The organism is Raoultella sp., from assembly GCF_039594335.1.
Lineage (GTDB): Bacteria > Pseudomonadota > Gammaproteobacteria > Enterobacterales > Enterobacteriaceae > Klebsiella.
In genome coordinates, this window is the sequence record NZ_JBCNNS010000200.1 from 1 (window position 1) to 5,600 (window position 5,600).

A 5,600-nucleotide genomic window follows, 5' to 3' on the forward strand; every position below is an offset into this window, starting at 1 on the left:
TACCGTACCGGGCAAAATATGGCTGAACAGAATCGTCATATCGCTGGCGCCGATGCTGCGCGCCGACTCAATAAAGGTCTGCTGCTTGAGCACCAGAGTGTTACCGCGCACCAGGCGCGCAAACGCCGGGATCGAAAAGATCGCCACCGCAATAATCACATTCGACATTCCGCTGCCCATCACCGCCACCACGGCAATCGCCAGCAGGATCCCTGGAAAGGCAAACAGCACATCGCAGATGCGCATGATGATGCGATCCCACCAGCCTTCATAATATCCGGCCAGCAGACCCAGCACGGTACCGATCGCCGCGCCGATCAGCACCGCCAGAACGCCGGCGGCCAGCGAAATCTGCGCCCCCACCAACACCCGACTAAAGATATCGCGCCCGAGCGAATCCACCCCGAACCAGTGCATCATCGACGGGCCATCGTTGAGCCGGTCATAATCAAAATAGTTTTCCGCATCGAACGGCGCTATCCACGGCGCTGCGAGAGCAACCGCAATCAGCAACAGGACAAATACACCGGCGCCCATCGCCACCGGCTGACGACGAAATCGCCGCCAGAACTCGCGCCACGGCGTGCGTATTTGTCCGGGCTTAACTCCCGGCATGGCGTTAATAACCGCCTGTCGTCTCCAGTTGAGCAATCGCACTTTATTTGTACCTGATAGCCGGGTTAATGGCAGCGTACAGAACATCCACCACTAAATTAATAAGAATAAATTCCAGCGAAAAGAGGAGGACTTCGGCCTGAATAACCGGATAGTCGCGCATCTCTACCGAATCCACCAGCAGTCGCCCAAGACCAGGCCAGTTAAAGACCTTCTCGACCACGATCGACCCACCAAGCAAAAAACCGAACTGTAGACCCATCATGGTCACCACCGGGATCATGGCGTTGCGCAGACCATGTTTCAGCACCACCCGGGTTTCACTGACCCCTTTGGCACGCGCCGTGCGCATATAATCTTCGTGCAGGACATCGACAAAAGAGGCGCGGGTAAAACGCGCCATCACCGCTGCAACGGCCGCTCCCAGCGTCAGGGAAGGCAGAATATAGTGCCGCCAGCTGTCGGCGCCCACCGTCGGCAGCCAGCCCAGCTCCACGGAGAAAACCTGCATCAGCAGCATACCGAGCGCAAAAGCCGGAAACGAAATACCGGTCACCGCCAGCGCCATCCCCAGGCGGTCAGGCCAGCGATTGCGCCACACAGCCGCTACAATGCCCGCCGCCATACCGATGACCACCGCCCAGCTCATGCTGGCCAGCGTCAGCCACAATGTCGGCATAAAGCGGCTGGCTATTTCGCTGCTGACCGGGCGGCGCGACGCCATCGAGGTGCCGAAATCGCCCTGCAATACGCTGGTGATATAGTGCCAGAACTGCACATGCAGCGGCTGGTCGAGCCCCAGTTGCTGGCGCACCATCGCCACCACCTGCGCATCGGCCTCAGGTCCGGCAATCAGCCGCGCCGGATCGCCAGGCAACATATGCACGAACAGGAACACCAGCACCGCCACAATCAGCAACGTGGGGATCAGCCCCAGCAGACGCTTAATCACATAATTGAGCATCGTCCCCCCTTGCTGGCATCCCCATCGCCCGGCGGCGCGAATGGAAAGTGGAGCCGCTCGCGCCATCTTCCTCTCCCGCAGCGGGAGAGGGTCAGAGTACCATCCATCACTGGGTTAAATCCGCCTGCTCAAAGCTGAACCCGGTATCCGGCTGGATATAGAAACCGCTCAGATTTTTACTGTGCGCCGAAACCAGTTTTTCCACCACCAGCGGCACCCACGGAGACTCTTTCCAGATAGTCTCCTGCGCCTCTTTATAGAGCCGCGTTTTTTCCTTCACATCGGTGGTTTTCAACGCATCCGTCAGATCTTTATCCACCTGTGGATTGGCATAAAACGCGGTGTTAAACAGGGTCGGCGGCCAGTTTTGCGAAGCAAACAGCGGTGACAGCGCCCAGTCAGCTTCGCCGGTTGAAGCCGACCAGCCGGTGTAGAACATCCGCACCCCGCTCTCTTTCTGCCCTTTACCCTCAACTTCCGCCGCACGCTGCCCGGCATCCATAGCCGTCAGTTGGGCCTTAATCCCTACCTGCGCCAGCTGTTGCTGGGTGAACTGCAGCACTTTCTGCGCGGTACTGTGGTTATGCGACGACCATAGCGTGGTGCTGAACCCGTTAGGGAAACCGGCCTCTTTCAGCAGCTCGCGGGCTTTCGCCGGGTCATACGGCCACGGTTTGAATCTTTCGGCATAGGCGATAGATGGTGGTACGACACCGGTGGCCGGTGTCGCATAGCCGGCAAACGCAACTTTAACCAGCGCCTGGCGGTTGATGGCGTAGTTGATCGCTTCACGTACTTTCGGGTTATCGAACGGCTTTTGCGTCACGTTCATACTGATGTAACGCTGCATGATCGACGGACTGGTCACCAGCTCCAGCTTGCTGTTTTTCTCCAACAGTGGCGCCTGCTCATAAGGGATCGGGAAAGCGAACTGCGCTTCTCCGGTTTGCAGCATCGCCGCACGAGTGTTGTTATCCACCACCGGACGCCAGGTGATCGAATCCAGCTTCGGCAGACCCGGCTGCCAGTAACCGGCAAACTTCTTCACTTTCACGAAATCGGTCTGATTCCAGGTATCCAGCTGATACGGCCCGGTTCCCACCGGATGGAAGCCTATCTCTTTGCCGTACTTTTTTAGCGCTGCCGGAGAGATCATCGCCGTAGCCGGGTGGGCCAGGATATTGATGAACGCGGAGAACGGCTGCTTCAGGGTGATTTTGACCGTCGTCGGATCGATCGCTTCGGTACTGGCGATATTTTTATACAGGTTGTAGCGCTTGAGGTGGTTATCAGGATTGCTGGCGCGGTCGAGGTTGGCCTTCACCGCCTCGGCATTAAAATCGGTGCCATCCTGGAACTTGACCCCGGAATGGAGTTTGATGGTGTAAACCAGCCCGTCCGGCGAGATGGTGTAGCTCTCCGCCAGCACGTTTTGCAGCTTCATCTCTTTATCCAGGCCAAACAGCCCTTGATAGAATGATTTGGCAACGGCCTGAGACAGGGTGTCATTGGCATCATACGGGTCGAGGGTCGTAAAGTTAGAGCCGACCGCCACGACCACATCTTTCGCGGCAAAAGCCGGGCTTGCCGCCAGCGCTGACGCGACGACCAGCGCCAGCAACCCTTTGCGTAATACACGTTGTGTCATGTTGTTCTCCTGAAAGGCTGTACTGTTGGTGTCGTTGTTATCTTCCCAGCACGTCGGCGACGGGTTCCGTGGCGACAAAATGGCCTGGCCCCACCTGTTGTAACGGCATGCTGCTAACCTCGGCCCCCCGCCTGTAGATATTACCCGGCAGTTCATCAGAGAGCAGTACGCGCTGCGGATGACGATGCGTCGGGTCGGCGACCGGTACGGAGGCCATCAATTTGCGGGTATAAGGGTGCTGCGGGTTTTCAAACACGGCGCGACGCGGGCCTGTCTCGACAATGCGTCCACGATACATCACCGCCACACGATGGCTAATGCGTTCAACCACCGCCATATCATGTGAAATAAACAGGAATGCGATGCCCATTTCGCGCTGTAAATCGAGCATCAGATTAATAATCTGTGCCCGGATTGAAACATCCAGCGCGGACACGGCCTCGTCGGCAATCACCACCTTCGGATTGAGCGCCAGCGCGCGGGCGATGCAAATACGCTGGCGCTGGCCACCGGAAAACTCATGTGGATAGCGCCAGGCATGTTCCGGTTGCAAACCGACCCGTTCCAGCAACCAGGCGACGCGCGCTCGCGCCGCATCCCCCTCGGCCATGCCGTGTACGCGCAGCGGTTCCATAATCGAATAGCCTACGGTTTGTCGCGGGTCGAGCGACGCAAACGGATCCTGAAAAATAAACTGGATATCGCGGCGCAGCACCTGAAGTTTACTGTTTGCCAGCGTATCAATCCGCTCACCGTTAAAGACGATGGTCCCCCCCTGTGTCTCCACCAGCCGGAGCAGGGCCCGGCCGGTTGTTGACTTCCCGCAGCCGGACTCGCCAACCAAAGAGAGGGTTTCGCCTCGCCACAGATCGAAGCTGACCTTCTCCACCGCATGGACTTCGCGGGTGACGCGGTTCAGAATGCCGCTACGCAGCGGGAAGCGTACCACCAGATCGCGCACTTTAAGCACCGGCTCGCCGGCGACGACGGTATTCTGTTCCCCCTCATCGGAGGCGGGTTGCTGTAATAATGCAAAATGGCGCGGCAGATCGCTGCCGCGCATCGACCCGAGCCGCGGGACCGCGGCCAGCAACGCCTGGGTGTAAGGATGCTGCGGCGCGTGGAAGATCTCCTCCACCGTGCCGCTCTCCACCGCTTCTCCGCGGTACATCACCAGTACCCGATCGGCGATATCGGCGACCACCCCCATATCGTGAGTAATAAAAATCACCCCCATCGCCATCTCTTTTTGCAGCACGGCAATGAGTTGGAGAATCTGTGCCTGGATCGTCACATCCAGCGCCGTAGTTGGCTCATCGGCAATCAGAACCGCAGGACGGCACGACAGCGCCATCGCGATCATTACCCGCTGGCGCATCCCGCCGGAAAGCTGATGGGGATAGCGCGAGAGCACCGTTTCCGCCTCGGGGATCCTGACCTGATCGAGCATTTTTTTCGCTTCACGCAGTGCCGCATCATGCCCCAGCCCCTGGTGTAAACGAATAGATTCGGCAATCTGTTCTCCGATAGTAAACACCGGGTTTAGCGAGGTCATCGGCTCCTGGAAAATCATCGCCATGTCCGCCCCGCGCACGCTGCGCATCCCGGCAGCTGACTGCTCGCTCAGGGAGACGACCTGGCCGTTGCGACGGCGCAGCCACAGCGCCTCGCTGCTGACCTCGCTTACCGCCCGATCGAGCAGGCGCATCAGCGCCAGCGCGGTCACGGATTTTCCCGACCCCGATTCGCCGACGATGGCTAAGGTTTCGCCCCGCCGCAGGGTAAACGACAGTTGACGCACCGCAGAAAACGTCTCCTGCTCCTGGCGAAACGCCACGTTCAGATCGCGTACCACCAGAACATCATCGGCATCGATTTCTTGACTATGCGGCAACGTATTCCCCCTTATTCCCGATAAATACCAATCGTGGGCGTATCCCCGGCATAGCACCAGGCCCGGTACATGCCTTCGCTGTTAAACGGCAGAACCACGTTGCCTTCTCTGTCGATGGCTATCAGGCCACCGCTGCCGCCAAGCGCTGGCAGCTTTTCCATTACCACCCGCTCACAGGCTTCATACAGGCTGAGATTGCCATACTCCATCAGCGCCGCAATATCGTAAGCCGCCAGCGTACGCATAAACACTTCGCCGGTTCCGGTACAGGAGACCGCGACGCTGGCATTATTAGCATAGCAACCGGCTCCCGGTAACGGGCTGTCGCCGACGCGGCCAGGGAGCTTATTGGTCATGCCGCCGGTCGAAGTCGCCGCCGCCAGATTACCGGCCAAATCCAACGCTACCGCGCCAACGGTCCCCATCTTATGGCGCTCATCGAGCGGCGCGGCGCGGTGATCGAGCACAATCTCATCATC

The 5,600-nt window shown here is 58.7% G+C and carries 5 protein-coding genes; all 5 read right to left on the reverse strand.

The window, feature by feature from the left end:
• On the reverse strand, positions 1-657 hold a 657-nt coding region (locus ACZAHD_RS21220), incomplete at its 3' end, for an ABC transporter permease subunit (protein WP_462458515.1).
• 1 nt (position 658) lies between these two features.
• Entirely contained in the window at positions 659-1,579 is a 921-nt protein-coding gene (gene gsiC, locus ACZAHD_RS21225) for a glutathione ABC transporter permease GsiC (protein WP_462458519.1), read from the reverse strand.
• A 106-nt stretch (positions 1,580-1,685) separates the two neighbouring features.
• Entirely contained in the window at positions 1,686-3,227 is a 1,542-nt protein-coding gene (gene gsiB / locus ACZAHD_RS21230) for a glutathione ABC transporter substrate-binding protein GsiB (RefSeq protein ID WP_462458516.1), read from the reverse strand.
• A gap of 37 nt (positions 3,228-3,264) precedes the next feature.
• A complete protein-coding gene (gene gsiA / locus ACZAHD_RS21235; RefSeq protein ID WP_462458517.1) occupies positions 3,265-5,121 on the reverse strand; it encodes a glutathione ABC transporter ATP-binding protein GsiA in 1,857 nt (618 codons plus the stop codon).
• Between the two features lie 11 nt (positions 5,122-5,132).
• Positions 5,133-5,600: isoaspartyl peptidase/L-asparaginase (locus ACZAHD_RS21240; RefSeq protein WP_462458518.1), on the reverse strand; the 468-nt coding region annotated here is incomplete at its 5' end.

Bases quoted from the DNA above. Each gene is read 5' to 3' on its own strand.
- gsiB (WP_462458516.1), bottom strand. From the start codon at position 3,227: ATGACACAACGTGTATTACGCAAAGGGTTGCTGGCGCTGGTCGTCGCG.
- gsiC (WP_462458519.1), bottom strand. From the start codon at position 1,579: ATGCTCAATTATGTGATTAAGCGTCTGCTGGGGCTGATCCCCACGTTG.